At 69.6% G+C, this 26,418-nt stretch carries 22 protein-coding genes; 13 read left to right on the top strand and 9 right to left on the bottom strand.

Annotated elements, in window-relative coordinates:
• The first annotated feature begins 56 nt into the window (after positions 1–56).
• Positions 57–1,067, top strand: coding sequence for an aldo/keto reductase (locus AVT10_RS09185; protein WP_066690062.1), 1,011 nt, complete (start codon positions 57–59; stop codon positions 1,065–1,067).
• Here AVT10_RS09185 and AVT10_RS09180 read toward each other — a convergent pair.
• The 3 genes from AVT10_RS09180 to tsaD all read right to left on the bottom strand — a co-directional run bounded on the left by AVT10_RS09180 (position 1,064) and on the right by tsaD (position 5,367).
• Positions 1,064–3,271 carry a TonB-dependent receptor gene (locus tag AVT10_RS09180; RefSeq protein ID WP_126014946.1) on the bottom strand — a complete coding sequence of 736 codons (2,208 nt, stop codon included), beginning with the start codon at positions 3,269–3,271 and terminating at the stop codon, positions 1,064–1,066. The two genes, AVT10_RS09185 and AVT10_RS09180, sit on opposite strands and share 4 nt — an antisense overlap.
• Before the next feature lie 84 nt (positions 3,272–3,355).
• On the bottom strand, positions 3,356–4,330 hold the full coding sequence (locus tag AVT10_RS09175) for an NAD(P)H-dependent glycerol-3-phosphate dehydrogenase (protein ID WP_066690058.1): 975 nt from the start codon (positions 4,328–4,330) through the stop codon (positions 3,356–3,358).
• Positions 4,327–5,367 carry a tRNA (adenosine(37)-N6)-threonylcarbamoyltransferase complex transferase subunit TsaD gene (gene tsaD, locus AVT10_RS09170; RefSeq protein WP_066690056.1) on the bottom strand — a complete coding sequence of 347 codons (1,041 nt, stop codon included), beginning with the start codon at positions 5,365–5,367 and terminating at the stop codon, positions 4,327–4,329. Before tsaD ends, AVT10_RS09175 begins: the two co-directional genes overlap by 4 nt.
• 307 nt (positions 5,368–5,674) lie before the next feature.
• Between tsaD and hemC the strand changes: the two genes are divergently transcribed.
• Genes hemC through AVT10_RS09140 form a run of 6 tightly spaced genes read left to right on the top strand, consistent with a single transcriptional unit; the run spans position 5,675 to position 11,008 of the window.
• Positions 5,675–6,586, top strand: a complete 912-nt coding sequence (gene hemC, locus AVT10_RS09165) for a hydroxymethylbilane synthase (protein ID WP_066690053.1) — start codon at positions 5,675–5,677, stop codon at positions 6,584–6,586.
• Positions 6,583–7,242: a uroporphyrinogen-III synthase gene (locus AVT10_RS09160; RefSeq protein WP_066690051.1), complete on the top strand. Its 660-nt coding sequence runs from the start codon at positions 6,583–6,585 to the stop codon at positions 7,240–7,242. The genes hemC and AVT10_RS09160 overlap by 4 nt, the downstream gene beginning before the upstream one ends.
• 34 nt (positions 7,243–7,276) lie before the next feature.
• Entirely contained in the window at positions 7,277–8,197 is a 921-nt protein-coding gene (locus tag AVT10_RS09155; protein ID WP_066690048.1) for a hypothetical protein, read from the top strand.
• An 11-nt stretch (positions 8,198–8,208) separates the two neighbouring features.
• Entirely contained in the window at positions 8,209–9,393 is a 1,185-nt protein-coding gene (locus AVT10_RS09150; RefSeq protein WP_066690046.1) for an acyl-CoA dehydrogenase, read from the top strand.
• Complete coding sequence (locus AVT10_RS09145; RefSeq protein WP_066690040.1) at positions 9,393–9,905, top strand: GNAT family N-acetyltransferase; 513 nt, start codon at positions 9,393–9,395, stop codon at positions 9,903–9,905. Before AVT10_RS09150 ends, AVT10_RS09145 begins: the two co-directional genes overlap by 1 nt.
• The gene (locus AVT10_RS09140) at positions 9,902–11,008 is read left to right on the top strand and encodes a CaiB/BaiF CoA transferase family protein (RefSeq protein WP_066690038.1); all 1,107 of its coding nucleotides are present in this window, start codon (positions 9,902–9,904) and stop codon (positions 11,006–11,008) included. Before AVT10_RS09145 ends, AVT10_RS09140 begins: the two co-directional genes overlap by 4 nt.
• Positions 11,009–11,291: 283 nt before the next feature.
• Here AVT10_RS09140 and AVT10_RS09135 read toward each other — a convergent pair whose 3' ends face one another.
• The 4 genes from AVT10_RS09135 to AVT10_RS18730 form a co-directional block, all read right to left on the bottom strand.
• Complete coding sequence (locus AVT10_RS09135; protein WP_066690033.1) at positions 11,292–11,738, bottom strand: DUF1772 domain-containing protein; 447 nt, start codon at positions 11,736–11,738, stop codon at positions 11,292–11,294.
• A 186-nt stretch (positions 11,739–11,924) separates the two neighbouring features.
• Positions 11,925–13,751 carry an AsmA family protein gene (locus AVT10_RS09130; protein ID WP_066690032.1) on the bottom strand — a complete coding sequence of 609 codons (1,827 nt, stop codon included), beginning with the start codon at positions 13,749–13,751 and terminating at the stop codon, positions 11,925–11,927.
• A gap of 113 nt (positions 13,752–13,864) precedes the next feature.
• Positions 13,865–16,297: a TonB-dependent receptor domain-containing protein gene (locus tag AVT10_RS09125; protein WP_198158539.1), complete on the bottom strand. Its 2,433-nt coding sequence runs from the start codon at positions 16,295–16,297 to the stop codon at positions 13,865–13,867.
• Positions 16,298–16,497: 200 nt separating this feature from the next.
• Positions 16,498–16,695, bottom strand: coding sequence for a hypothetical protein (locus AVT10_RS18730; protein WP_232307951.1), 198 nt, complete (start codon positions 16,693–16,695; stop codon positions 16,498–16,500).
• 1 nt (position 16,696) lies between these two features.
• On the opposite strand from AVT10_RS18730, the gene AVT10_RS09120 reads away from it, so the two are divergent.
• Positions 16,697–18,973, top strand: a complete 2,277-nt coding sequence (locus AVT10_RS09120; RefSeq protein WP_420038503.1) for a TonB-dependent receptor domain-containing protein — start codon at positions 16,697–16,699, stop codon at positions 18,971–18,973.
• A gap of 42 nt (positions 18,974–19,015) precedes the next feature.
• On the opposite strand, the gene AVT10_RS17735 is transcribed toward AVT10_RS09120, so the two are convergent.
• A complete protein-coding gene (locus AVT10_RS17735) occupies positions 19,016–19,183 on the bottom strand; it encodes a DUF1674 domain-containing protein (protein WP_084401532.1) in 168 nt (55 codons plus the stop codon).
• Positions 19,184–19,271: 88 nt separating this feature from the next.
• Between AVT10_RS17735 and AVT10_RS09115 the strand changes: the two genes are divergently transcribed.
• From AVT10_RS09115 to AVT10_RS09100, 4 genes are all read left to right on the top strand, one after another.
• On the top strand, positions 19,272–20,531 hold the full coding sequence (locus AVT10_RS09115; protein WP_066690030.1) for an RsmB/NOP family class I SAM-dependent RNA methyltransferase: 1,260 nt from the start codon (positions 19,272–19,274) through the stop codon (positions 20,529–20,531).
• A gap of 236 nt (positions 20,532–20,767) precedes the next feature.
• Positions 20,768–21,427, top strand: coding sequence for a ribulose-phosphate 3-epimerase (gene rpe, locus AVT10_RS09110; RefSeq protein ID WP_066690029.1), 660 nt, complete (start codon positions 20,768–20,770; stop codon positions 21,425–21,427).
• The gene (locus AVT10_RS09105) at positions 21,424–23,163 is read left to right on the top strand and encodes a heparinase II/III family protein (protein WP_066690028.1); all 1,740 of its coding nucleotides are present in this window, start codon (positions 21,424–21,426) and stop codon (positions 23,161–23,163) included. The genes rpe and AVT10_RS09105 overlap by 4 nt, the downstream gene beginning before the upstream one ends.
• A gap of 16 nt (positions 23,164–23,179) precedes the next feature.
• Positions 23,180–23,752 (top strand): hypothetical protein, encoded by a 573-nt coding sequence (locus AVT10_RS09100; protein WP_066690026.1) that lies wholly within the window; start codon positions 23,180–23,182, stop codon positions 23,750–23,752.
• Between the two features lie 109 nt (positions 23,753–23,861).
• On the opposite strand, the gene AVT10_RS09095 is transcribed toward AVT10_RS09100, so the two are convergent.
• Positions 23,862–24,641 (bottom strand): SDR family oxidoreductase, encoded by a 780-nt coding sequence (locus tag AVT10_RS09095; RefSeq protein ID WP_066690024.1) that lies wholly within the window; start codon positions 24,639–24,641, stop codon positions 23,862–23,864.
• Positions 24,642–24,813: 172 nt separating this feature from the next.
• Here AVT10_RS09095 and purH point away from each other — a divergent pair, with 172 nt between their 5' ends.
• Complete coding sequence (gene purH / locus AVT10_RS09090) at positions 24,814–26,403, top strand: bifunctional phosphoribosylaminoimidazolecarboxamide formyltransferase/IMP cyclohydrolase (RefSeq protein WP_066690022.1); 1,590 nt, start codon at positions 24,814–24,816, stop codon at positions 26,401–26,403.
• Positions 26,404–26,418: the final 15 nt, after the last annotated feature.

Below are 26,418 nucleotides of genomic sequence, written 5' to 3'. Positions count from 1 at the left end.
CTAGGCCCCCCGTTCGCGCGTCTTGCGGACCGCGAATGCCAAACGGGAGTGCCACCATGACGAATTTGCCGACCCGCACGATCGGACCGTTCACCGTTTCGGCGATCGGTCTCGGCTGCATGAACCTCAGCCATGCCTATGGCGAGCCGGCGACCGAGGCGGAGGGCTTGGCGCTCCTGAACCGCGCACTCGATCTCGGCGTGACGTTGCTCGACACCGCCGCGCTCTATGGCGGCGGGGCGAACGAGCGGCTGGTGGCGCAGGTGCTGCATCGGCGGTCGGAATTTACGCTGGCCAGCAAATGCGTGCTGGATATGCGGGGTGGCCAGCGCATTCTCGACGGATCGCCCGACGCGATCGCGACGACGCTCGACGCCGCGCTCGGCCGGCTCGGGACGGATCATATCGACCTTTATTATCTCCACCGGCTCGACCCGAACGTGCCGATCGAGGAATCGGTCGGAGCGCTGGTTCGCGCGAAGGAAGCCGGCAAGATCGGAGCATTGGGCCTGAGCGAAATGTCCGCCGCGACCATCCGGCGCGCCCATGCGATCCACCCGATCGCCGCGGTGCAGAGCGAATATTCCCCCGCCGTCCGCAATCCGGAGGTCGCCGTGCTCGACACCTGCCGCGAACTCGGCATCGGCTTCGTCGCTTTCTCGCCGGTCGCTCGCGGACTGTTGGCGGGTAGTGTGCGCGCCGACGATTATGTGGCAGGCGATATCCGCCGCACCATGCCGCGCTTCGTCGAGCCGCAGCTGTCGCGCAACCTCGCCGTCATCGATGCCTATGACCGCATCGCCACCGAAGCCGGCATCACTCCGGCGCAGCTGGCGCTCGGCTGGCTGCTCGCCCGCGCGCCGCATATCGTGCCGATCCCCGGTACGCGCTCCATCGCCCATCTCGAGGACAATGTCGCCGCCGCTACGCTGGCGATATCGCCCGACACGCTGGCCGCCGTCGATGCGCTGCTTCCGCCCAATGCACTGACCGGCGCGCGCTATGCCGCCGCCGCGCAGGCGCAGATCGATACCGAACTGCTGACTGGGGAGGAATTGGACGGCTAGAACGCCCGGCGCAGCGTCACCGTCACCTCGCGCGGGGCGACCGGATAGCCGATCGCGCCGACGCTGCCGGTGTTGAAGCGCCGGTCGGTCAGGTTGGTCGCAGCCAGCATCATCGTCCACGGACCCGTAGCATAGGCCAGCTGGGCATTGGCCTGCTCCGCATTGGTCACCCGGTGCTGCGGTTCGTTGCAAAGCGCAATGTTATAGGGCGACGCCCCGGTGACATCACCGCCCAGCCGCCAGCCGCCCCGCGTCACCGCCGCCCGCAGCTGATAACGAAAGGCCGGCGTGAAGCGCAGGTCGAGGTCGCGCTCATCGGCGACGAAGGCGGTGCAGCCGGGGCTGGTCTTCAGCCGGGTGAAGCGGTCGGACAGTGTCGCGATCCAGCCGCCGACCTCCAGCCAGGGCAGAGGCCGTGCACTCGCGTCCGCCTCCAGCCCCTGAATCCGGGCATCGCCGACATTCTGCCGAAAGATTTCGGGCGGGGTGCCGGCGCGGGCGGCGGAGAAGGCGATGTCGGTATAGTCGCTGACGAAATAGTCGACGTCCCAGCGAACGCGCCCACCGGCCGCATTGCCCTTCGCGCCGACCTCATAGGTCCAGACCCGTTCGGGCGCGATTGCCGACTGGCGGTTCATCACGAAGTCGATGTTGCGCGCGCGTCCGTCGAAGCTGCCGCTACGGAAGCCCTTGGCGACCGACGCATAGGCCAGCACCTCGCCCAGCCGGTAATCCACCGCCACGCGCGGCGACAGGTCGCGCCATGACTGCCGGATCGTGCGTTCGGCACGACGACCATCAGGCAGGACCAGCACGGTATCGGGCGCGGTCAGGAACTGCACGTCGTAGCGCTTGCGCTCGTCGGTCCAGCGCGCGCCCAGCGTCAGCCGCGCCTTCCCGATCTTCCCCGTCGCGGAGGCGAAGGCCGACCAGCTGTCGGTGTCGAGCGCCGGACGATAGAGCGACCAGGTGCCGCCGGTGCCCGACCCGCGCGACGGTGCCGCAAAGAAGTCGTCGGTGCGATAGCGCGCCGCGGTTCCCGCCGGGGTGGCGAAGCTGATCGCGGTCAGCTGGTCATTATGTTCGTGGAAATAATAGCCGCCCGCCAGCCAGTCGATCCGCCCGTCCAGCGCGCTGCCGGCAAGGTTGATTTCCTGGCTCACGCTATGCTGGCGCTGGTCCTGCAACAGGATGACCGCCGTCCCGCTGCCGGGGGGATTTGCGGTCTGGTCGAAGCCGATCCGCGAGCGCAAGCTGCGCCAGCCGGTGATCGAGGTCAGCGTCGTGGCCGAACCCAACGCATAGTCGGCGCGCAGCGAGGCGCCGCCGCTGTCGGTCTTGTTGAGCGGCATGGTATCGGCCGAACGGAACCGGTCGATACGCCCGTCGCGCTCGCGAAAGACATTGGTGAAGCGGCCGGGACGCGCTGCGTCGGGCAGGAATTGCTGCGGGAAGCGCGGCGTGGAGCGCTCGCGCGTCAGGTCGGCGGTCGCCAGCAGCGTCAGTCGGTCGGCCGGCGTCCAGAACAGGCTGGCGCGCCCGCCCTGCACGTCCTGTCCGTTGACCACCGCGCCGTCGGTCAGGTTGCGGCCCCAGCCGCGCTGGTTGCGTGAAATGCCCGACAGCCGCAGCGCCGCCTGGTCCGACAGCGGCAGGTTGACCGTGCCGCGTGCGTCGACCCGACGATAGCTGCCGATGGTCAGGTCGGTCATGCCGTTGACGCCATCGGTCGTCGGGCGCTTCGTCACGACCTTGATCGCGCCGCCCGAGGTGTTGCGGCCATAGAGCGTCCCCTGCGGCCCGCGCAGCACCTCGATCCGTTCGATATCGATCAGGTCGAGTAGCGATCCCGTCGCACGCGGCAGCAGCACGTCGTCGACATAGATGCCGACCGGCGGGTCGTTGGTGAAGATCGAATCACCCTCGCCCACCCCCCGCAGGAAGACGAGCGCGCCGGAGGTCGTGCCGAAATTGCGCGTGAGATAGAGGTTGGGGACATTGGCCCCCAGCCGGTCGAGGCTGCGCACGTCCTGATCGTCCAGCCGCGCCGCTTCCAGCACCGTCGCCGCGATCGGCACGTCGTCGGCCCGCTCTTCGCGCCGCTGCGCGGTGACGATGATCTCGCTGTCGCTTGCTCGGTCCTGCGCCATGGCCGGCGTCGCGCACAGGCTCAACGCCGCGACGATGGCCGATCGTGTCGGCACGCTGACGGTCGGTCGCAACTCTCTTCCCCCCAAAACAGGCGCCGGCCCATAGGGAAGAAAATCGCGACCGACCAGCCGGGTCGGTTACAGCCCTTCGTGGCGGAGCGGCCGGGCGAGCAATGTGTCGATCACCTGCGCGACCGGCGTGCCGTCCAGCAATGCCCCGACCGCCGCCGTCACCGGCATGTCGACCCCGGCCTCGGCCGCCGCCTCACGCAGGACCGGGGCGGTGAACGCGCCTTCGGCCACCGTCCGGCGATCGGCCATCAGCTCGGCGGCGGCGCGGCCCTGCCCCAGCCCGACGCCCAACGAATAGTTGCGCGACGCGGTCGACGAACAGGTCAGCACCAGATCGCCCAGCCCCGACAGCCCGGCCAGCGTTTCCGCCCGTGCGCCGCGTGCGAGGCCGAAACGGGTCATTTCGGCAAAGCCGCGCGCGATCACCGATGCCCGCGCATTCTGGCCGAGCCCCGCGCCCTCGACCACGCCGCAGGCGATGGCGAGGACGTTCTTGACCGCGCCGCCGATCTCGGCGCCGATCACGTCGTCGCTCGCATAGGGGCGGAAGGCGGGGGCAGCGAGCCGTTCGGCCAGCCGGTCGCGCAAGGGTGCATCGGCACAGGCGAGGGTGACGGCGGTCGGCTTGCCCGCCGCGACCTCATGCGCGAAGGTCGGGCCGGACAGCACCGCGACCGGCGCCTGGGGATGGACGGCGCGCGCCACCTCGCCCACCAGCAGCCGCGTCCCCGCCTCGATCCCCTTCGCGCACAGCACCAGCGCGCGGGTGCCGACATCGATCGCCGACAACACGCTGCGGACATGCTGCGCCGGGGCGACGACCAGCAGCGCCTCCGTATCGTGCAGTTCGCCGGCATCCGTCGTCGCACGGATGGCGTCGGACAGGGTGACGCCGGGCAGGAACAGCGGGTTGGTGCGGGTGGCGTTGATCGCGTCGGCGACCTCGCCCTCGCGTACCCACAGCGTCACATCGCCGCCGCGCGCCGCAACCTGCGCCAGCGCGGTACCCCATGCGCCGCCGCCGATGACCCCGATCTTCATGCCTTCACTCCTGCCCCACGCACCTTTTCCGCCGACGGATCGAGCGGCCAGCGCGGCCGCGCCGCCACGTCGAGCGGGTCGCTATGCCCCGCCATGAACCGCTCCGCCCCGGCCCAGGCGATCATGGCGGCATTGTCGGTGCACAGCCAGAGCGGCGGCGCGACGAAGCGCAGGCCGTTCGCTGCGGCCAGCCCCTCCAGCGCGCCCCGCACCGCGCGATTGGCGGCGACCCCACCCGCCACTACCAGCGCGCTGACCGGGCCGGCGAGGTGCAGCGCCAGTTTCGTGCGGTCGAGCAGGCAGTCGACCACCGCCTGTTGGAACGACGCCGCGATGTCGGGGGTCGAGTGGATGCCGGCATCGTGCGCGCGCAGCACCGCGCTCTTCAGGCCCGCGAAGGAAAAATGCGGGTCAGGCGTGCCGACCAGCGGCCGGGGCAGCGGCACCGCCTTCGCATCGCCCTCCATCGCCGCCGCTTCGACTCGCGGGCCGCCGGGATAGCCGAGGCCGAGCACCTTCGCGGTCTTGTCGAATGCTTCGCCCGCCGCATCGTCGATGGTGGTGCCCAGCCGCCGATATTGACCGACGCCATCGACGCGGAGCAGCTGGCAATGGCCGCCCGACACCAGCAGCAGCAGATAGGGATAGGCGAGGTCGGGGTCGGTCAGCCGGGGGGAGAGCGCATGGCCCTCCAGATGGTTGACCGCGACCAGCGGCTTGTTCGCCGCCAGCGCCAGCGCCTTGGCGGTGACCAGCCCGACCATCACCCCGCCGATCAGCCCAGGGCCGGCGGTGGCGGCGATCGCATCGACATCGGTTAGCTTGACGCCGGCATCGGCCAGCGCGCCCTCGACCAGCGAGGGCAGGATCTCGACATGCGCGCGCGCGGCGATTTCGGGGACGACACCGCCATAGGGGGCGTGCGCCGCCTCCTGTCCCGCGAGGCGATGCGACAGGATGGTGCGGTCGCCACGCACCAGCGCGACAGCGGTTTCGTCGCAGCTGGATTCGATACCGAGGATGAGGGGGGTGGACATGGGGTCGGCTGTAGCGCGGATCGGGTGGCGGTAGGAAGATTGGTTCACGCGAAGGCGCAGAGGCGCGAAGAAGAAGGGATTTTGATCGCGCAGAGGCGCAGAGGGCGCAGAGGGGTTGCGATTGGGATGACCCGCCCGCGATCGGGAGACGCTTGTCTCGGAGCCGCTGACGCGGCGACACTCGCATCTTCTCTGCGTCCTCTGCGCCTCTGCGCGAAAACAAACTTCTTCTCCGCGCCTCCGCGCCTCCGCGTGAACCAACTTTCTCCACCTTGCCCCAAGCGAACGCGACGGATAGCGAGCACCGATGACGTTCAAACTGGGCACGCGCGGATCGCCGCTGGCATTGGTGCAGGCGCACGCGACCCGCGACGCGCTGGCAAAGGCGCACGGGATCGATCCGGCGACCATCGAGATCGTGATGATCAAGACCACCGGCGACCGGGTGCAGGACCGCGCGCTGGCCGAGATCGGTGGCAAGGCGCTGTGGACCAAGGAACTCGACCGGGCATTGTGCGCGCATGAAATCGACGCGGCGGTCCATTCGATGAAGGACGTCGAGACGGTCCGCCCGACCGAAATCCGCATCGCCGCGATGCTGCCGCGCGCCGATGTCCGCGACCGGCTGGTCGGGATCGCGTCGCTCGCCGACCTGCCCAGGGACGGCGTGGTCGGCACCAGCAGCCCGCGCCGCGCCGCGCAGGTGCTGAGCCACCGCCCCGACGCGCGGATCGTGCTGTTTCGCGGCAATGTCGACACGCGGCTTGCCAAGCTGGCGGCGGGGGAGGTCGATGCGACCCTGCTCGCCGCGGCCGGGCTGGAACGGCTGGGGCGGCATGAGGTCGGCACCGCGCTGTCGATCGACACGCTGCTGCCCGCGCCGTCGCAGGGGGCGGTGGGGATCGAGGTCCGGGCGGAGGACGCCGCCGCGCTCGCCTTTGTCCGCGCGATCGACCATGCGCCGACGCATCAGGCGGTGCGGGCCGAGCGCGGTTTCCTGGCGGCCCTGGGCGCCGATTGCCATTCACCGGTCGGCGCGCTGGCGACGATCGACGGCGACGTACTGACGCTGCGCGCGCAATTGCTGGCGCAGGACGGCAGCGCGCAGGTGGTCGACAGCGCCAGCGGGGCGATCGACGATATCGACCTCCCGCGCACTCTCGCCGAAACGATGCTGGCGCGCGCGCCCGAGAGCGTGGCAAAGCTGTTCGCGCGATGAGCCGGCCGCTGGCGGTGCTGCGCCCCGAACCGGGCAATGCCGCCACCGCGCAGGCGATCGAGGCGCTGGGACGGCGGGCGATCCGCCTGCCGCTGTTCCGCATCGTGCCGCTGGCGTGGGACGCGCCGTCCGCCACGGAGCATGACGCGCTGATCCTGACCAGCGCCAATGCCGTGCGACAGGCGGGCGCGGCGCTGCAAGCCTATGCGACGCTGCCGGTCCATGCGGTCGGCGCGGCGACGGCGGCGGCGGCGCGGGCGGCGGGGCTGCACGTGGTCGCGACCGGCGATAGTGACGGGCAGGCGCTGCTCGACGCGGCCGAACGGGCGGGCGTTCGCCGGGCGCTGCTGCTCACCGCACGCGACCGGGCGGTGGCGGGCCATGCCGTCCTGTCCACGATCCGTGCCGTCTATGCCAGCGAGGCGATCGAAGCGGTCGACGCCGCGCTGCTCGCCGGCACGGTGGCGCTGGTCCATTCGCCGCGCGCGGCACGGCGGCTGGCGATGCTGGCCGAGGATCGTGGCGCGATCGCGGTTGCCGCCATCGCGCCGGCGGTCGCGCAGGCGCTCGGCACCGGCTGGCGCGCCGTCGCGGTTGCCGAGCGTCCCGACGACGCGGCGACGATCGCCGCCGCCCTGTCCCTTGCCGACGCATGATTGACCCGGCGGACGGGCGCGGGGATAAGGCGGCATGATCAGCGAAGATGCGCCCTTCCCGACGACCCGTCATCCGCGTCGCCGGGGCAGCCGGGGATGGCTGGCCATCGCCGTCATCGCCTTCGTCATCGGGATCGGCGCGACGCTGGCGGTGCTGCGCTATGTCGCCCCGCGCTTCGGATGGGGCACGCAGCAACAGACGGCAGCACCGACCGCGCAGCCCACCCCCACCGCCGCCAATCCCGCACCGCCCGCGCAGGTGTCGGCGCTGCCGATCCTGTCGGCGCGCGAGGCGGCACTGGCCGCGCGCATCGCCGATCTGGAGACGCGGATCGTCGGGCTGGACAGCAGCGCGCGCAACGCGGCGGGCTATGCGACCCGGGCCGAGGACATGATGGTGATCGTCGCCACGCGCCGCGCGCTGGATCGCGGTCGTCCCCTCGACTATCTCGAGGCGCAGCTGCGCGACCGGTTCGGCAGCAGCCGGCCCGATGCGGTCCGAACCCTGATCGCCGCCGCGCAGAACCCGGTGACGCTGGACGATCTGCGCACCGCGCTGGACGCCGCCGCCATCCCGCTGACCGCCGGCCCGACGGGCGAGAATTGGTGGGACGGGCTGCGCCGGGAGCTGGGCCAGCTGATCGTGATCCGCCAGGGCACGACGCCGAGCAGCCGCCCGAGCGACCGGCTGGAGCGCGCGCGCCGACGGCTCGATACCGGACAGGTCGAACAGGCCGTCGCCGAGGTCGAACGGCTGCCCGGCGTCGCCAACGCCACGGCGTGGACCAGTGCCGCCAAACGCTATGTCGATGCGCGCAAGGCGCTGATCGAGCTGGAATCGGTCGCGCTCACCACGCCGCGCCCCGCTCCGGTGGCACCGCCGGTGATCCTGCAGCAAGCTCCGCTGCCCTCCGCTCCCCCCGAAGCTACCGGGACGGTCTCCCCCACGCTGTAAAGGAAACGCCCATGGCCGATATGGGCCGGTTCGACTGGCAAGACCCCTTCGCCCTCGACGCGCAGCTGACCGACGAGGAGCGCATGGTCCGCGAGGTGGCGCATGGCTATGCCCGGAGCAAGCTGCTGCCCCGCGTCACCCGCGCGTTCCTCGACGAGGATTTCGCGCGCGGGATCATGACCGAGATGGGCGAGCTCGGCCTGCTGGGCGTCACCATCGACCCGCAATATGGCGGCGCGGGCATGGGCTATGTCGCGTACGGCCTGGTCGCGCGCGAGGTCGAGGCGATCGATTCGGGCTATCGCAGCGCGATGAGCGTGCAGTCGAGCCTCGTGATGCATCCGATCAATGCCTATGGGTCGGAGGAGCAGAAGGCGAAATATCTGCCGAAGCTGGCGAGCGGCGAATGGGTCGGCTGTTTCGGGCTGACCGAACCCGATGCCGGGTCGGACCCCGCCGGCATGCGGACGCGGGCGGAAAAGATCGACGGCGGCTATCGCCTGTCGGGCGCGAAGATGTGGATCACCAACGCGCCGATCGCCGACGTCTTCGTCGTGTGGGCCAAGTCCGACGCGCATGGCGGCAAGATCCGCGGCTTCGTGCTGGAAAAGGGCATGGCCGGGCTGTCGGCGCCCAAGATCGAGGGCAAGCTGAGCTTGCGCGCCTCGATCACCGGCGAGATCGTGATGGAGGGCGTGGAGGTCGGCGAGGACGCGCTGCTGCCCAATGTCGAAGGGCTGAAAGGTCCGTTCGGCTGTCTCAACCGCGCGCGCTACGGCATTGCGTGGGGTACGATGGGCGCGGCCGAGTTCTGCATGCACGCCGCCCGCCAGTACACGCTCGACCGGCAGCAGTTCGGCGTGCCGCTGGCGTCGAAGCAGCTGGTCCAGCTGAAGCTCGCCGACATGCAGACCGAGATCGCGCTGGGGTTGCAGGCGGCGCTCAGGGCCGGGCGGATGTTCGACGAGGGGCAGTTGGCACCCGAGGCGATCAGCATCATCAAGCGCAACAATTGCGGCAAGGCGCTGGCCATCGCCCGCACCGCGCGCGACATGCATGGCGGCAACGGCATCGCGGCCGAGTTCCATGTGATGCGCCATGCGATCAACCTGGAGACGGTCAACACCTATGAGGGGACGCATGACGTGCATGGCCTGATCCTCGGCCGCGCGATCACCGGGATCGCCGCGTTCTGATGAATCGGCAGCCGGTCCTGATCGGCGCGCTGGTGACGGTGCGACCGACGACTGCCGAAGACTATGACGCGCTGTACGGCGTCGCGGCGGACCCGGCGATCTGGGACCAGCATCCGGCGCACGACCGGTGGCAGCCGGCGGTGTTCCGCACCTTTTTCGACGAGGGGCTGGCCGGGGCCGGGATGCTGACCATCCGCGATGCGCGCGACGGCAGCGTCATCGGGTCGAGCCGCTATGGCCCGTATGACCCGCAGGCGGACGAGATCGAGATCGGCTGGACCTTCCTTGCGCGCGACCGGTGGCGGCGGGGCCATAACCGCGAGACCAAGCGGCTGATGATCGACCATATCGCTCCGTCGGTGTCGGCGGTCACCTTCCATGTCGGGCAGGACAATCGCCGGTCGCGGAGCGCGGTCGAGGCACTGGGCGCGACGTTGCGGCCGGGCACGATCGACGTGCCGCGCGGCGGACGGGTGGTGCCGCACGTCGTCTACGAACTGCGCCGCCGGTGAAGCCGCTGGCCGGCATTCGCGTGGTCGAACTGGCACGTATCCTTGCTGGGCCATGGTGCGGGCAGCTGCTCGCCGACCTGGGAGCGGAGGTGGTGAAGGTCGAGCGGCCGGGCAGCGGCGACGACACGCGCCACTGGGGGCCGCCCTTCGTCACCGCGCCCGACGGAAGCCCGCGCGATGCCGCCTATTTCCATGCGACCAATCGCGGCAAGCGCTCGGTCGCGATCGACATCACCACGCCCGAGGGACAGGCCGAGGTCCGTGCGCTGGTCGCCACCGCCGATGTCGTGATCGAGAATTACAAGGTCGGCGGCCTCGCCAAATACGGTCTCGACCATGCCGCGCTGTCGGCGGTGCGGTCGGGCCTCGTCACCTGCTCGATCACCGGGTTCGGGCAGGACGGGCCCTATGCCCATCGTGCTGGCTACGACTTCCTGATCCAGGCGATGGGCGGGGCGATGTCACTGACCGGGGAGCCGGACGGGGCGCCGCAAAAGGCCGGCGTCGCCTATGCCGACCTGTTCACCGGGCTGTATGCGGCGGTCGCGATCCTTGCCGCGCTGCGCCGCCGCACGCTGACCGGCGAGGGGGCATGGATCGACATGGCGTTGATGGATACGCAGGTGGCGGTGCTGGCGAACCAGGCGCTGAACTATATGGCCGGGGGCAGCGTGCCGACGCGGATGGGCAATGGCCACGCCAATCTGGTCCCCTATCAGGCGTTCGAGACGGCGGACGGCGCGCTGATCGTCGCGGTCGGCAATGACGGGCAGTTCGCGCGGCTGTGCGGCGTGCTCGGGCTGACGCTGCATAGCGAGGCGCGCTTTGCGACCAATCCGGCACGGGTGACGCATCGCCGCGACCTGATCCCGGCACTGCAGGCGGCGATCGCGCAGTGGCGCAAGGCCGAGCTTGCGCAGGCGCTGGAGACGGCCGGCATCCCCGCCGGGCCGATCAACGCGCTGGACGAGGTGTTCGTCGACCCGCAGGTGATCGCCCGCGGCATGGCGATCCGGCCCGACGGGCTGCCGGGGCTGGCGAGTCCGATCGTGATCGACGGCGAGCGGATGGTCGCCGAGCGGGGGGCGCCGGAGCGGCCGTGAGGTCCAAAGTTCACTAAGTTCACACTAGTGCGCAGTTTGTCGCGCGGTCACGTTGCCTGAAGAAGTAGCGGCTCCCGGATCAGGTCGGAGCGAACCGGTGGTCGCCGAACGGAGCACGCCGGAGCGGCCGCGGGGTCCAAAGTTCACTAAGTTCACACTCGTGCGCAGTTTGTCGCGCGGTCATATTGCCGTGAAAAGAAGAAGCGGGACCCCGGATCAAGTCCGGGGTGACGTTGGGGTTTGCGGCCATCAGAAAGAGCGGGCGCGGGTCGCGCGTCGCCGATCATGGCGTCGCGATCCCCTGTAGGAAAGCGCAAAGCAGCAGCACCGTCCCCGCCACCCCCAGCAGGCTGCGAACGTCGTGCAGCCGGCCCCAGCGCAGCAGCAGCAAATGGCTGTGCGCGTCACCCCGGCCGGCGATGGCGGGCGACAGGCGGCGGTTGATCGGCAGCAGCGCCGACACGGTGAACGGCCAGTTGGCCAGCATGGCGACCCCGCCGGCGATCGCCCAGCCGTCGCGCAGGACCCAGCCGGCGACAAGACCGCCGATTCCTGCGACCAGCGCCAGCGAGGACTGGATCGGCAGCGCGCGGCGATAGCTTTGCTGCCACTGGGTGAGCATCGGCTCCTCGGCCAGCGACAGGCGCGCCGGATGTTCGACCAATGTGATGTAGAGCGCCGCCCCGGTAAACAGCGTCGCGGCGAGCAGGGCGACCAGCAGGAAGAGCATGACGGCATCCTTTCACAATGCGGGATGACGCCTGACGGAAACGGCCCGGTGCGCCATCCCGAACGGGTTCGGGTTGACGCCGCGGACGGGGGAACCGGCGCACCACGGCGCTGGCGCAGGAACTACCAACCTGCTGCTCTCTTTTCGGCCCGCCCAAGATAACCGCCGTGCGGCCCGGTCGCAAGCCTAGCCCAGCACGCGGCGGACCAGCGCGCCGCAATCGGCATTGCCCGCGCGCGGCGTGTCGTCGCCCTTGATCGCGCGGCCCAGCATGCGCAGGATCCCGCCCGCGCTCTTCACGCCGGGAGGAATCTGCACCTCCGGCGTCTGGAGGCGGCCGGTGACGCGCACCGGACGGTCGAGGTGCAGCAGCGTGCGCTGCTTCGGTGTGCCGGTCAGCGCGATCGACAGGGTTTCGTCGGACAGGCGCACCACCCCCTGCCCCCGCGTCTGCGCGCGCGAGGTGTCGATCAGCAGCGGGTCGATCCGCCCGATGCCGTTGGCGACGTCCAGCCGCAGCCCCAGGCAGCGCAGCCGCGCCTGCGCATCGTCGTCGGTCAGCACGCCGCGCGCCACATCGGCGCCGAGCATCGACGCCATCTTGGCCGGCAGCACGCCGCCCGCCGCGGCAAAGCCGATGGTGCCGTTCGAGCGGCCGACCGCCTGGCGGATGGTATCGCCGCTGCCGACCAGCCGCACCCGCGCGCGCAGCGGGGCATCGACCGGCGCGCCGCCGGCGAAGGTGGAGATGCGCGAATCGCTCAGCCGCAGGTCGAACGTCGTCTTGGGCGTCGTGCGGCCACGCTGATCGACCACCACCTGCCCGGTGATCTTCCCCTGTGCCAACCGCACGCTCAGCGGCGCGACGGTCAGGCGGCTATGGTCGATCGCCAGCACGGTATCGAGGCTGCGCAAGCCCGCCATGTCGAGCAGCCGGTCGACGCGAATGGCGAGCCTTCCGTCGAGCTCGCCCATCTTGGCGAGGTTGATGCGGGTGCCGGGCACGACGCGCGGGCCGATGCGGCGCTCGATCGCGGCGGCTTCGGCGCGACCTTCGTCGGTGGCGAGGTCGTCGAACGACAGGGTGGCGAAGTGCAGCCGCCCGTCGATGCCGGTGCGCTCGTCCGCCTTGGTCACGGTCGCGTTGGCCGATGCCAGCCGCGACCGGCCGATGGTGCCCGACAATCTTTCGATCACCCAGGTCGGATCGTCGTGCCGCACGCGGGCGGTCAGCTTGACCGGCTGGGTGCCGAACAGCCCGGCCTCGATCAGGGCGTCGAGCGTCTTCAGGTCGTTGGCGCGCGCGGTCAGGTCGACGGTCATCTGCCGCGTGTCGAGCGGCGAGGCCATCGTCCCCTTCGCATCGACGGTGATCGTCGGCCCGGCGACGCGCGCGGTGAACGGCCACGCACCGTCGCCGGCGATGGTCGGACCGGCGAGCGACACGGTCACCGGGCGATTGTCGATCGCGCCGTCGCCGCTGGCGCGGAACCCCTGTCCGTCCGACGCCACGGTCACGGCGAAGCGACGATTCTGCACCGCGTCGCGATAGTCGATGACGAGGTCGCGCACGGTCAGGCTGGTGATCGCGGAGGCCGAGCCGTTGCCGCCGCGCTTGTCGGGGGCCCAGTTCTTGCGACCGTCGTGCGACCGCACCATCGCCACCCGGCCGCCGTCGATGGCGAGTGCGGTCAGGTCGAACTTGCCGCGGAGCAAGGGCAGCACGCGAAAGCGGAAATCGATGCGCCGCAACCGGACGAGATCGCCCGGCCCCGCCCAGCTGGGCTGCGCGATGCGCAGGTCGCGCACGATCAGGGTGGGCGAGAAGGACAGCGGCTCGACCCGTTCGATCGTGCCGATCGACACGTCGGAGCCGAAGCGTTCGGCGAGCTTCACCGACACCCGGTCGCGCAGCACCCCCCAGGGAAAGGCGGCGAGGATCAGGAGGATGAGCAGCAGCAGCCCGACCAGACCACCGAGGATGAACCGCCAAGTACGCGAGAGCCGAGCCATCAAGCGACAAACCGGAAGCAGGCAGTTCGTTCCATCTCCGCAATGGAATTACTGACAGGCATGTAGGTTGGATGCCCGGCCGTCGCGCAGCGGCGACGGCCGGGCTGCAGCCGTCAGAAGTCCAGTCGCAGCGTGGTGGAGATCGCCCGCCCGTTCAGCAACCGCCCGCGCACGATCCCGCTGGCGGGAATGCGATCCTCGTCGATGCCGGTCAGCGCCACCGTGTCGAACAGGTTGGTGGCGTTCAGCGACAGCAGCAGCCGGTCGACCAGCCGGACCTGCGCGAAGGCGTTGGTCGTGACATAGCCGGGGATCTTCAGCAGGTTGACGTCCTGTGCATAGGTATCGGTCGTGCCGATGAACACCGCGCCGACCGCGAACCGATCGGTGCTGACCTGCGGCGTCGCCTGGAAGATCAGATTGGCCTGATGCCGCGGCGTATTGCCGTTCAGCGCCGGGTTGACCCGGTCCCTAACGATCAGCGCATCGGTGTAGGTCGCACCCGCCGTCAGGCTGAACATGCCGCGCCGCACGCCGCCTTCGAACTCCAGCCCCTTCGCACGGTAATCGCGGGCGATGACCGCCCCGGTCGAGGTGTTGATGTTCGAATCCTGTGCATCGACATGAAAGCCGGTCAGGTTCAGCGTCAGCCCGGCATGGCGGTATTTGACGCCCAGTTCGGCCTGCTTGACCGGGTCGAACGCGGCCGACGGGATGGCCAGCCTGCCGGTCGCATTGTCGATCACGCTGCCGAAGGTGATCCGGTCGGCATTGGCCCGCGCCCCCCGGCTGTAGCGGCCGAACACCGCCAGCGGCTCGGCCACGCGGAAGACGACGCCGCTCGAATAGGACAGGTAGCGATAGCCGTAATCGACCAGGCCGGGCGCGGTCGGCGTGATGCCGACGCGCTGTTCGGGTGCGGAGATCACGCCGTCGCCATCGATGTCGCGCGCGACCTGCCCGATGCGTCCGCCGCCCAGCTCGACGCCGAACACCTGCCCGCTGGCATGGCCCCAGTCGTAGCGCAGGCTGCCGCCGATCGAGACCCGGCCGATCTTGTAATTGGCCGATGCGAAGGGGGCGTTCACCCGATAGGCCAGCCGCAGCGTGCGGCGCTGCGTGCCCGACAACGGGTTATAGGCATAGATGCCGCCCGCGGTGCGCGCCGTGCCGGCGGCATCGAACACGTCGAGCAGCGCGGCATCGCCGCCGCCCGTCACCTCGGTCACCGCCACGCCGTACAGGATCGACGTGTCGATCGCCTGGCGCGCGGCATAGAATCCGGCGGTGGTGGTCAGGCTGCCGTCGCCGACCTGCCAGACGCGGCTGGCGCGGATGTCGTTGGTGATGTTGCCGACATCCTGCTGACGCCGGTCGCGGATGTTGTAGATCGCGATCAGCCCGTTGCCGTTCAGCGCGGTCGGATCGGTGATGGCCTGCCCGACGTTCGCGCCGCTGGCATAGCGGAACGAACCGCCGGTCGCGCCCAGCCGCGTCAGCGCCGCCGACGGCGACAGCATGAGGCTGCTGAACGGGCCGATCAGCCCGCCCGAGCGCCCGGCGACCCGGAAGCGTTCGGTCACGGTCCATTCCGCCACCGTCACCTGCGATTCGAGGCCGAACGACGTTTCCCGGACCCGCTGGCCGTCGCGGATATCCTCGACGATCGGCCGGTTCGCTTCGTCCAGCAGCGTGACCGACTGGAGCGCACGGGTCGACAGCGTGTCGTGCGTCGGATCGAACGATGCGACCGCCGCGAACGATGGATCGGCATCGCTGCCGGTCACCCGCAACGGCACCGAATCGTAGAAGGGCGAGCGGTCGTCGAGATATTTGCCGTACAGCCGGATATAGCCGCCTGCGAAGTCGCGGGTGACATTCGCCTTGATCTGCCCACCGCGCTGACCGGTGAAGCCGATGCGGCGCGGCCCTTCCCCCTGGCGATAGAAGCCGCCGACATGGAAGCGAAGATGGTCGCCCAGCCGCGCGCCATAGTCGAAATCGCCGCGATACTGGTCGAAGTCGAGCCCGGCGGTCAGCGCGATCGCGCCGCCCTCACGCTCCCCGGTCTTCGAGATGAAGTTGATGATGCCGCCCGGCGCATTGCTGGTGAAGGTGGAGGCGGAGCCGCCGCGGATCGCCTCGACCTGCGCGAGGTTCAGGTCGACGCGCACGAAGCTGTCGGCGCTGGCACCGACGATGTCGCCGAATTCCATGACCGGCAGGCCGTCTTCCTGCAGCTGCACGAACTTCGCGCCCGACGACGACAGCGGCAGGCCGCGGATGGTGATGTTGGCGATGCTTTCGCCATTGGGTGCCTCGGCCAGGATGCCGGGAATGGCGCGCAGCAGTTCGCCGACCGACCGCGGCGCCAGCTTCGCGATTTCCCCCTCGCGCAGCACGCTGGTCGATGTGGCGCTGTCCAGCCGGTCGCGCCCCTTGGCGACGCCGGTCGTGACCGTGTCCTGCTCGGGCGCCACCTGCTGCGCCTGCGCCGGAAGTGCCAACGCGATGGACGACAGGCCACAGATGATTCGCCAATTCATATTCATGCATCCCCCCGGAATTCCCGAAGGGACAATGGTAGGGCGAAGAGTTTCCCAAATAGCTAAGTCGCCGGTAAGACTTTGTTATACGTTGCAAAAACCTCGCTGCTGCGCGACTGCAATCGTTGTCAACGCTCTGTTAAATCGTATTCCATAGGGACGCGATCATTCCGAAGGGGGATTGCGACATCGCGTTCACATCAAATTTTTGCCGGCCTGATTCCACTCATCGCCTGTACGCCGGCCCATGCCCAGACGGTCGCCACGCCCGACAAGGCGGCCGATGAATCGGCCACACGGCAGAAGCCGCCGGCCGACATCGTCGTCACCGCCGTCGCGCGGGGTCGCGATCGGCTGGACAGCGCGATTTCGACCAGCTCGCTGCGCGAAAACGACATATTGAAGGCTGCGCCGCGCTCGACCGCCGAGATTTTCCGCAACGTGCCGGGCATCCGCGCCGAAAGCTCGGGCGGCGACGGCAACGCCAATATCTCGATCCGCGGCCTGCCGATCGCATCGGGCGGCGCCAAGTTCCTGCAGTTGCAGGAAGACGGCCTGCCGGTGCTGGAATTCGGCGACATCACCTTCGGCAATGCCGACATCTTCCTGCGGTCCGACCTGAACCTGTCGTCGGTCGAGGCGATTCGCGGCGGGTCGGCCTCCACCTTCTCGTCCAACTCGCCCGGCGGCGTGCTCAACCTGATCTCCAAGACCGGGGAGCGCGAAGGCGGCGCGATCCAGCTGGGCGCCGGCCTCGATTACGAGGAATATCGCGTCGATGCCGATGTTGGCGGCAAGATCGACAGCACGACGCGCTTTCATGTCGGCGGCTTCTATCGCCAGGGCGAGGGGCCGCGCCGGATCGGCTATGACGGCAATCGCGGCGGCCAGTTCAAGGCGAACCTGACCAAGAGCTTCACCGGTGGCTATGTCCGGCTGTACGCCAAATATCTGGACGACCGCGCCGTCGGCTATCTGCCCAATCCGGTTCGCGTCACCGGCACCGATGCCGATCCCAAATATCGCAGCCTGCCCAATTTCTCGATCACCGACGATGCGCTGCTGACGCGCAACTTCACGACCAACGTGACGCTCGACGGCCGCAACAACCCGGTCCAGCGCGACCTGCGCGACGGGCAGCATCCGGTGGTCAAGGCGTTCGGCGTGGAAGGGCAGATCGACCTCGCCGGCTGGACCGTGACCAACCGCTTCCGCTACGCCGATATCAGCGGCGGTTTCTCGTCGCTGTTCCCGTCCAATGTCGCGGCGGCGGGCGAGATCGCGACCGCGCTGGGCGGTGCGGGCGCGACGCTGCGCTATGCCAGCGGCCCGTCGGCGGGACAGGCGATCGCCAACCCGGCCGCGCTGAACGGCAACGGCCTGCTGGCGCAGATTGTCGTGTTTGACGTCAAGCTGAACAGCCTAGACAACATCACCAACGACCTGCGCGCCAGCCGGGTCTTCCGCGTGGGTGAGGGCGACCTGACCACGACGGCCGGCTTCTACAAGTCGCGCCAGACGATCGACAGCGACTGGCTGTGGACCTCCACGCTGCTCGACGTGCGGGGCGGCGGGCGCGCCGCGCTGGTCGATATCGTGTCGGCTGCCGGTACGCCGGTCACCCAGAACGGCTTCTACGGCTATGGCGCCAGCTATTTCGGTGATTGCTGCCGCCGCAGCTACCGCGTCGATTACGACGTCAACGCGCCGTTCGGGTCGCTGAACTACAAGATCGGCCGCGTCGCGCTGGGCGCCAGCGTCCGCTATGACTTCGGCGATGCGTCGGGGGCGATCTTCGGGTCGGACCTGGGCGGGGGCCGCACCGGTGTCGTGACGCGCGACATGAACGGCGACGGCGTGATCTCGGCCGCCGAGCGGCGCGTGGCGGTCATGCCGCTCGGCAGCCCGGCACCGGTCGATTATGGCTGGAACTACCTGTCCTATTCGGCGGGCATCAACTTCCGCATCGCCGAGCCGTTCGCAGTGTTCGCCCGCTACAGCCGCGGCGGGCGCGCCAATGCCGACCGGCTGCTGTTCGGTCCGGCGGTCAGCACGGTTGACGGGTCGCTGCGCAGCAAGGCCGCGGCGGTCGATTTCGTCCGCCAGGCCGAAGCCGGCGCGAAATATCGCCACAACGGGCTGGTCGTGAACGTCACCGGCTTCTGGGCACGCACCGAGGAACAGAATTACGAAGCGACGCGCCAGGTGTTCATCGACCGCGCGTACCGCGCCTATGGCGTCGAACTGGACGGCGGCTACAGCGTCGGACCGTTCGGCATTACCGGCGGGGCGACGTGGACCGATGCGACGATCGTCAGCGACGCGCTCAACCCCGGCGTCGTCGGCAATACCCCGCGCCGCCAGGCCCGGCTGATCTTTCAGGCGACGCCGCAGGTGGAGCTGGGCCGGATCACGGTCGGTGCGAACGTCATCGGCACGACCAGCAGCTATGCGCAGGACAGCAACCAGCTGAAGCTGCCGGGCTATACCGTCGCCAACGGCTTCCTCCAGTTCCGCGCGACCGACCGGCTGCTGGTGTCGCTCAACGCCAACAACCTGTTCGACGTGCAGGGCTTTACCGAGGCCGAGGATGCGGTGATCCCGGCCAACGGCATCGTGCGCGCACGGTCGATCAACGGCCGCACGACATCGGTGACGCTGCGCGCGATGTTCTGATGCCGACGTCCGGGCCGCGCCTCGGCGTGGCCCGGCGCAGGATCAGAAATCGACGGCGATGCCCTTGTGCGTCCAGTCGCCGTAGCGGGTCGGGCTGAGGCCCAGCGGATCGTCGCCGTCCGATTGGGGCGGCAGCGGTTCCGGGGTCGGCACCGTCGGCGACTTGGAGAGATGCGCGGGTGGCTTCACATGCGGGGGCCGCTTGCCCATAGGGGTTCCTTTCCGGTTCGCTCGGGACTGCACTTGGCGGACCGGCGACAGGATTCAAGTACCCCCTTTGCCGCATCGGAACCCGAACATGGCCCGCCCCCGTCTTGCCCCCGAACCCCCCGGCGTTCCCGCGCGCCGGGCTGCGCTCAAATTGCTCGATGCCGTCATCCGGCGCGGGCTGCCGCTGGAGGCGGCGCTCGCGAGTTCGACCGCCGAGCTCGACCGGCGCGAGGATCGTGGCCTTGCCCATGCCATCGCCGCCGCGGTGCTGCGCCGGCTGCCCGATCTCGACGCGCTGATCGACAGCGCGACGCAGCGGCCGCTCCCCGACGATGCCAAGGCGCGGTTCGTGCTGCGCCTCGCGCTGGCGCAGGCGCTGGTGCTGAACACGCCGCCGCATGCCGCGATCGCCACCGCGCTTCCGCTGGTCGATGGCGGGCCGCGCAAGCTGGTGCATGGCGTGTTCGGCACGCTGATGCGCGGCAATGCGCGACTGCCCGACGCCGCCACCCTGCCCGCCGATACCGATGCCCGGTGGGTCGCGGCATGGGGCGAGGACATGGTGATCGCCGCCGCACAGGCGATCGCGCAGCAGCCGCCGGTCGACCTGTCGCTTAAAGGTCAGGACGGCCCCGAAGGGTTGGCGCTCGCCCCGCGGCATCGCCGCCTCGCCGAGCATGGCGCGATCGCCGACCTGCCGGGCTATGCCGAGGGCGACTGGTGGGTGCAGGATCTGGCGGCGTCGATCCCCGCGCGGCTGCTGGGGAACGGGCCGGGCCGTGCGCTCGACCTGTGCGCGGCACCCGGCGGCAAGACGCTGCAGCTGGCCGCCGCCGGATGGGACGTGACCGCACTCGACAATTCGGAGAGCCGGTTGATGCGCCTCACCGAAAATCTGGAGCGCACCGGGCTGTCGGCGAAGGTCGTGACCGGCGATGCGTTGGTGTGGAAGCCGGCCGAGCCGGTCGACGCGATCCTGCTCGACGCGCCGTGCAGCGCGACCGGCATCTTCCGCCGCCACCCCGACGTGCTCCACCGCGTCCGGCCGAGCGTGATCGCCGAGACGGCGGCGTTGCAGGCGCGGCTGCTGGCGCGCGCCGCCGACTGGGTGAAGCCGGGCGGGCGGCTGGTCTATGCCACCTGTTCGCTGGAGCCGGCCGAGGGCGAGGCACAGCTCGACCGGTTCCTGAGCGGCCGGTCGGATTTCGCGGTCGAGCCGGCGACCGCCGACGAACTTCCGCAAGGGGTGGAGGCGAACCGCCGAGGCTATGTGCGGACGCTGCCGGGGATGCTGGCGGATCACGGCGGGCTGGACGGGTTCTTCATCGTCCGGTTGCGGCGGAGTTGAAGAAGATCCGTTCACGCGGAGGCGCGGAGGCGCGGAGGGGTTGCGCTTGCCGTCCCCTTCCCGCGCAGCGGGCCTGTCGCTCGGCACGGCAACCGGGAAGCAAAGGGCCGCTTGCGCGGCGTGCAGGGGCCACGGACGCACTACCTCCGCGCCTTCGCGCCTTCGCGTGAACCAAATCTTGCTTCCTCCTTTACCCTTTGCTTGCCGAGTCGGCAGACCATGCTAGGACGGACGCCATGCAAGCTGTCCGTATCGCGCCCTCCATCCTGTCCGCCGACTTTGCCAAGCTGGGCGAGGAAGTCCGTGCCATCGATGCCGCCGGCGCCGACTGGATCCATATCGATGTGATGGACGGGCATTTCGTGCCCAACCTGACCATCGGTCCGGCGGTGGTGAAGGCGCTGCGCCCGCACAGCCCCAAGCCGTTCGACGTGCATCTGATGGTGTCGCCGGTCGACCCGCTGGTCGACGCCTTTGCCGAGGCGGGTGCCGATATCCTGTCGGTCCACCCGGAATCGGGGCCGCACCTCCACCGCACGCTCCAGCGGATCAAGGCACTGGGCAAGCGCGCCGGCGTGGTCCTCAATCCCGGCACCCCGGTCGAGGTGGTCGATCAGGTGATCGACCTGACCGACCTGCTGCTGGTGATGAGCGTCAATCCGGGCTTTGGCGGGCAGAAGTTCATCGACAGCCAGTTGCGCAAGATCGAGGTGCTGCGCGCGAAGATCGACGCGACCGGCCGGGCGATCGACCTGCAGGTCGATGGTGGGATCGACCGCGTGACCGCACCCAAGGCGATCGCCGCCGGGGCCGACTGCCTGGTCGCCGGCACCGCGACCTTTACCGGCGGTCCGACCGCCTATGCCGCGAATATCGCCGCACTGCGCGGCGCATGATCCCGCCCCAGCCGATCGACGAACCGCGCGACGGGATCGACGTCGGCAAGCGGCTGGTGCGACAGGGCGGCGGCACCGGACTGTCGCTGTCCGAACGGATCGCCGAGAAGCTGCAGCGCCTCGCATGGCGCACGCCGCTGCACGGGTTGCGGTTGAAGGGGCGGCATCCGCTCAAGCTGATCGCGGTCGCCGACGACCCGTTTTTCGGTGACGTCGCGCGGGGGCAGGCGCTGCTGAACGGCGATCTGATGTTCCGGGGCGAGGCGGTGGCCATCGACCGGCTCGGGCTCGACCGTCCCAAATTCTCCGCCGCGTTCGCCGAGCATCTCCACAGCTTTGCGTGGCTGCGCGACCTGTCGAGCGTCGCGCCGCGCGTGACGGCGGTGCCGATCGCCGAGACGCTGATGCTGCAATGGCTGGCCGCGCATGGCGAGCGCGTGTCGGAACCGGCGTGGAGCGCGCATGTCACCGGGCGGCGGATGCTGTTCTGGATCGCGCATGCCCCGCTGATCCTGTCATCGACCGACCTGGTCTATCGCTCGCGCGTGCTCAACACCATCGCCCGCGCCGCCCGGCATCTGGATGGCGAGGCGGGCAAGGCACCCGCCGGCGTTCGCGCGATCACCGCGTGGGCGGGGGTGGTCGCCGCCGGCCTCGTCATTCCCGGCGGCGATCCGCGCCGGGCGTTCGGCGAACATGGCCTCGCGCGGGCATTGGCGACGGGCATGTTCGAGGATGGCGGTATTGTAGGCCGCTCGCCCGCCGAACAGCTCGATGCGGTGATGACGCTGACGTCGTTGCGCGAAATCTATGCCGCGCGGCGGCTGGACGTACCCGAGGCGCAGGGGCTGGCGCTGACCCGCATGGTCGCCGCGCTGCTGGGCGTATGCCATGGCGAGGGTGGCCTTGCTTGCTGGCAGGGATCGGGACCGGTCAGCGGCGAACGCATCGCCGATGTCGTCGCGGCAACCGGGGTGCGCACCCGCCCGCTACGCCATGCAGGCGACTGGGGCTATCAGCGCCTTGCCGCCGGGCGCACCGTGCTGATGGTCGATTCCGCCCCGCCGCCGGTCGCACGCGCCGCGCGCGAGGGCTGCGCGTCGACGCTGGCGTTCGAGTTGTCGGACGGCGGGCAGCGGATCGTGGTCAATTGCGGCGGCGCGGGCGCCGCGCTGCTGACGCTCTCCCCCGAACTGCGCCGGGCGCTGCGCACCACCGCCGCGCATTCGACGCTGGTGCTGGCCGATGCCAATTCGACCGCGATCCATGCCGACGGGTCGCTGGGCAAGGGCGTCGGCGTGGTCGACCTGGCACGGCAGGAAAGCGACGCGATCAGCCGGATCGAGGTCGCGCATGACGGCTATGCCAAGCGGCTGGGCTTCCAGCATCGCCGCGTCCTGACGCTCTCCGCCGATGGCCGCGACGTGCAGGGCGAGGATATGCTGATCCCGACCGGCCGGCGCGGGCGCAAGGGCGAGACGGGGTTCGTCGCCCGCTTCCACCTGGCGCCCGGCATCGAGATCGCGCCGACCCCCGACGGGCAGGCCGCGTTCCTGCGCGTCCCCGATGGCGGCCCGGTGTGGCAGTTCCGCTGCAAGGGCGCGACGCTGGGCGTCGAGGAAAGCCTGTGGATCGACGAGTCGGGCAAGCCGGTGCCGACCTTCCAGCTGGTCCTGTCGGGCGCGACCCCGGCGGGGGGGCATGATTTTTCGTGGCGGTTCCACCGCGCGCGGTAGGCGAAAGGGTTGATCGATGCTGTTGCTGGTCGTCGCATTGCTGGGTGCCGCTGCCCCGGATTGCCGGTTCGACCGGGCGGCAATGCTCGCGCTGGACCAGCAGGCGTTCGATCAGGACATGGACGGCGGCTGGCGCGCGCTGTCGAAGCGGGGCTGCATGGTCGAAGCTGCCGACCTGATCCGCGACTGGCGCACCGCGCACCCGTCCGACAAGCCGGATGCCAGGATCCTGTTCTGGCACGAGGGACAGATGCGCGCCGAACTCGGCCAGACCGAACAGGCGATCGCGCTGTTCGAGCAAAGCCGCAAGCCGGCGGACAAGGACCAGGCCTGGGGCTGGAATCTGTATGTCGATGGCAGCATCGCCTTCCTGCGCGGCGACCGGGCGGGTCTGGAGCGCGCCCGTGCCGCGCTGGCCGTGCTGCCGAAACCGCCCGAACTGGCCAATGCGCGCGGGCCGGACGGCAAGCCGATGACGGTGCGCTGGCCGATGAACCTCAACGTCCTCGACGGTTTCCTGCGCTGCTGGGGGCAATCCTATCACGACGCCTATGGCTGTGCCGCGCCGATGTCGGTGAAGAAGGGGTAGTCCGGGACAATATCCGTCACCCCAGCGCAGGCTGGGGTCTCCTCGTGACGAAGCGCGCGCCTCGCCGCAGGAGGCTCCAGCCTTCGCTGGAGCGACGGTGAGGAATCGCCTATCCGGGCGCTGCCGCCGATCCGGCGAGCAGCCCGCCATCGATATTGACCTCGGTCCCGGTCAGATACGCCGCCTCGTCCGACGCGAGCATCGCTGCGACCGCCGCGACTTCCTCCGGCAGACCGAAGCGCTTGAGCGGGGTGTCGGCGACCAATGCCGCCATCCGCGCCTCCCGGTCCGGCCCGTCGCCCAGCATCGGTTCCCAGATCGGCGTCAGGATCGCCGCGGGATGGACCGAGTTGCAGCGGATGCGCCAGCCCTGTTGCGCGCAATAGAGCGCGACGCTCTTGCTATGGTTGCGGATCGCCGCCTTCGACGAAGCATAGGCCGCCGCGCCGGGAATGCCGACCAGGCCCGAACGCGACGCAATGTTGATGATCGATCCCGTCCCCGCGACCTTCATCGCACCGATCGCATAGCGACAGCCGAGAAAGGTGCCGTCGAGATTGACGGCATGGACCGCGCGCCAGTCGTCGAGCGACGCATGTTCGGGATCGTGGGCGACCATGCCGCCTTCGAACCCGGTCACCCCGGCATTGTTGACCACGACATCGGCGACCGGCACCTCGGCGGCCAGCCGCGCCCAGTCACCCTCCTCGCGCACGTCGAGCGGCAGGAAGCGACAGCCGAGCGCATCGGCGGCGGCCTGTCCGGCGTGGGCGTCGATATCGGTCAGGACGACAATGCCGCCCTCTTCATGGAAGCGCGTGGCGATGGCATGGCCGATCCCGCGCGCCGCGCCGGTGACGACGCAGAGTTTCGATTGCAGACGTTGCATGATGGAATCCCGGTACGAGTGATCGTGCGGCGGACCTGCCGCCGGTTCAGCGCAGGGACTGGACCATCGTACCGACTCCGTTTGGGGCGGGGCGCAGGGTACGCCCGCCCGCCGAAAGTCGCAAGTCGCGCCCCCTTGCCCCGCCGCCGCATTCGCGCGAAAGGGCGCGGCCATGGATCATGTCACCGCACAGCGCGCGCTCCTCTCGGTCTCCGACAAGAGCGGCATCGTCGACCTCGCCACCGCCCTTGCCAGCCATGGCGTCGAGCTGGTTTCCACCGGCGGCACGGCCAGCGCCTTGCGCGATGCAGGCCTCAACGTCCGTGACATTTCGGAGCTGACCGGCTTTCCCGAAATGATGGATGGGCGGGTCAAGACGCTGCACCCGGTGGTCCATGGCGGGCTGCTGGCGGTGCGCGACAATCCGCAGCACGTCGCGTCGATGAACGAACATGCGATCGGCGCGATCGATATCGTCGTCGTGAACCTCTATCCGTTCGAAGCGACCGTCGCCAAGGGCGCCGACCGCGACACGATCATCGAGAATATCGACATCGGTGGCCCGTCGATGGTGCGTTCGGCGGCGAAGAACCATGACGCGGTGGCGATCGTCACCGATCCGGCCGACTATGCCGCGCTGATCGCCGAACTGGCCGAAACCGGCGGCGCGACGACGCTCGCCACCCGCCGCCGCTTCGCCGCCAAGGCCTATGCCGCGACCGCCGCGTACGACTCGGCGATCGCGCAGTGGTTCGCCGTTGCCGATCAGGGGCAGGCATTCCCCGACACGCTCCCCCTCGCCTTCACCCGTGGGGCCGAGCTGCGCTATGGCGAGAATCCGCACCAGTCGGCGTCGCTCTACATCCCGCGCGGCCCCGCCGCCCGTGGCATCGCGCAGGCCGAACAGGTGCAGGGCAAGGCGCTGAGCTACAATAATTATAACGACGCCGATGCCGCGCTGGAGCTGGTCAGCGAATTCCGCGACGGCCCGCCGACCGTGGTCATCGTCAAGCACGCCAATCCGTGCGGCGTCGCGACCGGCGAAACCTTGATCGAGGCGTATCAGGCGGCGCTCGCCTGCGACAGCGTGTCGGCGTTCGGCGGGATCATTGCGGTCAACCGTCCGCTCGACGGCGAAACCGCCCGCGCGATCAGCGGCATCTTCACCGAAGTCGTCGCCGCCCCTTCCGCCGATGACGAGGCGAAGGCGGTGTTCGCGGCCAAGAAGAACCTCCGCCTGCTGCTGACCGGCGAGCTGCCCGATCCGGCGCGCGGCGGGCTGATGGTCAAGACCATCGCCGGCGGGCTGCTGGTCCAGTCGCGCGATGCCGGCAACCTCGATCAGGTCGAGCTGAAGGTCGTGACCAAACGCCAGCCGACTAGCCAAGAACTGGCCGATTGCCGCTTCGCGTGGACCGTCGCCAAGCATGTGAAGTCGAACGCGATCGTCTATGCCAAGGGCGGCAGCACGGCGGGCATCGGCGCGGGGCAGATGAACCGGCTGGAATCGGCGCGTATCGCCGCGTGGAAGGCGAAGGATGCAGCCGACAAGGCCGGCTGGAGCGAAGCCCGCACCATCGGTTCGGCGGTCGCGTCGGACGCGTTCTTCCCCTTCGCCGACGGCTTGCTGGCCGCGGTCGAGGCAGGGGCGACGGCGGTGATCCAGCCGGGCGGCTCGATCCGCGACGACGAAGTCATCGCTGCGGCGGACGAGGCGGGGCTGGCGATGGTGTTCACCGGGATGCGCCACTTCCGGCATTGAGGCGCAGCACGCTTC

It is taken from the genome of Sphingomonas hankookensis (assembly GCF_001619955.1).
GTDB lineage: Bacteria > Pseudomonadota > Alphaproteobacteria > Sphingomonadales > Sphingomonadaceae > Sphingomonas > Sphingomonas hankookensis_A.
Note: the sequence above shows the minus strand (reverse complement) of the source record. Positions and strands in the feature narration are given on the sequence as shown.

Excerpts from the sequence above, each read along its gene's own strand:
- AVT10_RS09130 (WP_066690032.1), bottom strand. The coding sequence starts at position 13,751 with ATGGCTCGGCTCTCGCGTACTTGGCGGTTCATCCTCGGTGGTCTGGTC.
- AVT10_RS09185 (WP_066690062.1), top strand. The coding sequence starts at position 57 with ATGACGAATTTGCCGACCCGCACGATCGGACCGTTCACCGTTTCGGCG.
- AVT10_RS09125 (WP_198158539.1), bottom strand. The coding sequence starts at position 16,297 with ATGAATTGGCGAATCATCTGTGGCCTGTCGTCCATCGCGTTGGCACTT.
- AVT10_RS09105 (WP_066690028.1), top strand. The coding sequence starts at position 21,424 with ATGATCCCGCCCCAGCCGATCGACGAACCGCGCGACGGGATCGACGTC.
- tsaD (WP_066690056.1), bottom strand. The coding sequence starts at position 5,367 with ATGTCCACCCCCCTCATCCTCGGTATCGAATCCAGCTGCGACGAAACC.
- AVT10_RS17735 (WP_084401532.1), bottom strand. The coding sequence starts at position 19,183 with ATGGGCAAGCGGCCCCCGCATGTGAAGCCACCCGCGCATCTCTCCAAG.
- AVT10_RS09115 (WP_066690030.1), top strand. The coding sequence starts at position 19,272 with ATGGCCCGCCCCCGTCTTGCCCCCGAACCCCCCGGCGTTCCCGCGCGC.
- AVT10_RS09155 (WP_066690048.1), top strand. The coding sequence starts at position 7,277 with ATGATCAGCGAAGATGCGCCCTTCCCGACGACCCGTCATCCGCGTCGC.
- AVT10_RS09095 (WP_066690024.1), bottom strand. The coding sequence starts at position 24,641 with ATGCAACGTCTGCAATCGAAACTCTGCGTCGTCACCGGCGCGGCGCGC.
- AVT10_RS09135 (WP_066690033.1), bottom strand. The coding sequence starts at position 11,738 with ATGCTCTTCCTGCTGGTCGCCCTGCTCGCCGCGACGCTGTTTACCGGG.
- rpe (WP_066690029.1), top strand. The coding sequence starts at position 20,768 with ATGCAAGCTGTCCGTATCGCGCCCTCCATCCTGTCCGCCGACTTTGCC.
- AVT10_RS09150 (WP_066690046.1), top strand. The coding sequence starts at position 8,209 with ATGGCCGATATGGGCCGGTTCGACTGGCAAGACCCCTTCGCCCTCGAC.
- hemC (WP_066690053.1), top strand. The coding sequence starts at position 5,675 with ATGACGTTCAAACTGGGCACGCGCGGATCGCCGCTGGCATTGGTGCAG.
- AVT10_RS18730 (WP_232307951.1), bottom strand. The coding sequence starts at position 16,695 with ATGTCGTTTTCGCGCAGCGAGCTGGTCGAAATCGCGCTGTCCAGCCGA.
- AVT10_RS09175 (WP_066690058.1), bottom strand. The coding sequence starts at position 4,330 with ATGAAGATCGGGGTCATCGGCGGCGGCGCATGGGGTACCGCGCTGGCG.
- AVT10_RS09160 (WP_066690051.1), top strand. The coding sequence starts at position 6,583 with ATGAGCCGGCCGCTGGCGGTGCTGCGCCCCGAACCGGGCAATGCCGCC.
- AVT10_RS09100 (WP_066690026.1), top strand. The coding sequence starts at position 23,180 with ATGCTGTTGCTGGTCGTCGCATTGCTGGGTGCCGCTGCCCCGGATTGC.
- AVT10_RS09145 (WP_066690040.1), top strand. The coding sequence starts at position 9,393 with ATGAATCGGCAGCCGGTCCTGATCGGCGCGCTGGTGACGGTGCGACCG.
- purH (WP_066690022.1), top strand. The coding sequence starts at position 24,814 with ATGGATCATGTCACCGCACAGCGCGCGCTCCTCTCGGTCTCCGACAAG.